The sequence below is a fragment of the Flavobacterium sp. genome (assembly GCF_044339515.1).
Lineage (GTDB): Bacteria > Bacteroidota > Bacteroidia > Flavobacteriales > Flavobacteriaceae > Flavobacterium.
Genome location: NZ_JBIIVK010000098.1, coordinates 1 through 3,171, shown reverse-complemented (window position 1 = coordinate 3,171; position 3,171 = coordinate 1). Strand labels below are relative to the sequence as shown.

Genomic DNA, 3,171 nt, shown 5'->3' with positions numbered 1-3,171 from the left:
ATGAAGTCTACAAGCTTCTTCACTTCCAAAATTTGCCGTAAAACTGAATAAATTCATCGCTTTTTTTTATCAAATATAAGGCTTTTTATTTAATTATGGGTAATTGCGGACAATCAAAAAAAATTTAATGTTTAGTAAAAAAAGCTACAACATAAAATACAAATATGTGAAAAATTATAAAACACTATAGCCACGAATTACACTAATTCATACCAATTAATTCGTGGCAATTAGTAAAATTCGTGGCTACTTTTTTTATGAGTGAAATTTATCTGGTAAACAACAACTCTCTGTATTTTGTTAACGTCCAAATTTCGTCGTCAACCAAAAGCTCTAATTTATCACAATGCTCTCTGATGATTTCAAAGTAAGGCTTCACTTTATCACAATACATTTCTGCCATTTTCTGAGCATCGGTTAATGCATTTGCTTTTTTACGAGCTTCGGTCATTGCCTCAACATTTGAATTAATTCCTTCAATATGTGCCGAAATTTCTTTGATTAATGAAATTTGTTCTTTGGCAATTTTTTCAAAATCTTTACCGAAAATTTCTTTTAAACCACGAACGTTTTCAATTAATGTATTTTGGTAACGAATAGCCGTTGGAATCACGTGATTTCTAGCAATATCACCTAAAACTCTTCCTTCGATTTGGATTTTTTTAGTGTATTCTTCCAATTCAATTTCATAACGAGCTTCTACTTCCACATGGTTCATTACGTTTAATTCTTTGAACAATTCCAATGCTTTTTTAGAAACTTTTGCTTTTAAAGCGGCAGGAGTAGTTTTGTAATTACTCAAACCACGCTTCTTCGCTTCTTTTTCCCAAGCATCGCTATATCCGTCACCTTCAAAAAGAATATTTTTGGTTTCTTTGATGTATTCTCTCAACACATTGAAAATTGCTTCGTCTTTCTTTAAATCTTTTTTCTCAATTAAAGCATCTACTTCTTTTTTGAAATCTTTCAATTGCTTAGCCACAATAGAATTCAATGTTGTCATCGCGTTGGCACAGTTTGCAGATGAACCCACCGCTCTAAACTCAAATTTATTTCCGGTGAACGCAAAAGGAGACGTTCTGTTTCTATCCGTGTTGTCTAACATTACATCCGGAATTTTACCTACTACATTTAATTTCAAATCGGTTTTTTCTTCCGGTGAAAGTTTTCCTTTGGAAACACCTTCTAAATTCTCCAATACTTTGGTTAATTGCTCGCCAATGAAAACCGATATAATGGCAGGTGGAGCTTCGTTTGCCCCAAGTCTGTGGTCATTACTAGCCGTTGCAATAGAAGCTCTCAACAATTCTTCATATTCATTCACCGCTTTGATGGTGTTTATAAAGAAAGATAAGAATTGTAAATTACTCATTGGTGTTTTACCCGGAGATAATAAATTTACGCCTGTATCAGTTGCCATTGACCAGTTATTATGTTTTCCTGAACCGTTTACGCCTTTGAAAGGCTTTTCATGGAAAAGTACTTTAAAATCATGACGTTCACCTACTTTAGACATTACATCCATTAACAATGAATTGTGGTCAACCGCTAAATTAGTTTCTTCAAAAATTGGAGCTAACTCAAATTGGTTGGGAGCTACTTCGTTGTGACGTGTTTTTACAGGAATTCCCAATAACATACATTCTTCTTCCAATTCTCTCATATAAGCCAATGCTCTTGAAGGAATTGATCCGAAATAATGATCGTCTAATTGTTGTCCTTTGGCAGAAGTGTGTCCGAGCAACGTTCTACCTGTTAACATTAAATCAGGACGTGAATTGGCCAATGCAGCGTCTACCAAAAAGTATTCTTGTTCCCATCCTAAAGTGGCAGTTACTTTTTTTACATTTTTATCGAAATATTTACACACTTCTGTTGCGGCTTCGTCAACAGAGTTTAACGCTCTTAATAAAGGTGTTTTATAATCTAATGCTTCACCGGTATATGAAATAAAAACCGTTGGAATGCATAAAGTCGTTCCGAAAATGAATGCCGGAGAAGTTGGATCCCACGCCGTATAACCACGAGCTTCGAATGTATTTCTAATTCCACCATTTGGGAAAGAAGAAGCATCCGGTTCTTGTTGCACTAATTGTCCGCCACCGAATTTTTCTACCGGGTCAGAACCGTCATAAGACGTTTCAAAGAAAGCATCGTGCTTTTCTGCTGTTGAACCGGTTAGCGGTTGAAACCAGTGTGTATAATGCGTTACCCCTTTTGACAATGCCCATTCTTTCATTCCTAAAGCAATGTAATCGGCTAATTTTCTGTCGATTTTTGTTCCGTGCTGCACGGCATCTTTTACTCCTTTATAAGCATCGGCAGTGAGGTACTGACGCATGGCTTTGTCGTTGAACACATTAGAACCGAAAAGTTCAGATTTTCTTCCTGATTCATCAAATTTTACAGGTTTTCTGTTTGATGCATCGTTTAATGCTTGGAAACGTAAAGTTGACATAAAATTGTTTTTTAAGGTTTAACCATATTATTTTATGGTGCAAATATATTTAAAAATTATTTCAAAACAATCATACCCCTATTTTTTTAGGGGTAAAATCTATAAAATGTAAAAATTATCGATTAATGGGGTGGTTTTTTTGAGAAAATGGCAGTTCTGAGTTGCTGAATTGCTGAGATTCTTTCTGTGTCACGATGGCTAGATTGTGTGAAAAGTGCGAATTACTATTTGCCACGAGGAAAGAAAGGCACGAAGCTTTTGAAAATTATTTTCTCACCGAAAGCACGGAAAACACAAAGGAGATTGCTACGCCAATTCGCTATCGCTCATTTTCTAAGGAATGACAAGATTGTGTGAAAACTGCGAATTTTTATTTGCCACAAAGAAAGAAAGGCACGAAGTTTTTGAAAACTTGAAATGCTTGACTTGAAACCTGAAACCTGAAACCAACAACCCGTAACTTTCAAACTCGCAACTTTTAGCCCGGATAGTAGCGGAAACCCCGCAGGATTAAAAGCTCCTTTTTCTTGACTTTTTGGGGCGACCAAAGAAGCCACGAAAAAGACTTAGAAAAATAGCTTTTAGACCGTCCCGATAGCTCCTATGTTTGCAAAATAAAGTTGATATTATAAATTTGAAGAAATAAAGTGAAAAGAAAGAGAGTATACTGATGGCTAAATAACTCTTGAAGTATATTGTCCGATAGATATTAC

The 3,171-nt window shown here is 35.4% G+C and carries 1 protein-coding gene; it reads right to left on the bottom strand.

Annotation, left to right across the window (positions count from 1 at the left end; genetic code table 11):
* Positions 1–268: 268 nt before the first annotated feature.
* Complete coding sequence (locus ACIQ0M_RS15375; RefSeq protein ID WP_396153816.1) at positions 269–2,458, bottom strand: glutamine synthetase III; 2,190 nt, start codon at positions 2,456–2,458, stop codon at positions 269–271.
* Positions 2,459–3,171: the final 713 nt, after the last annotated feature.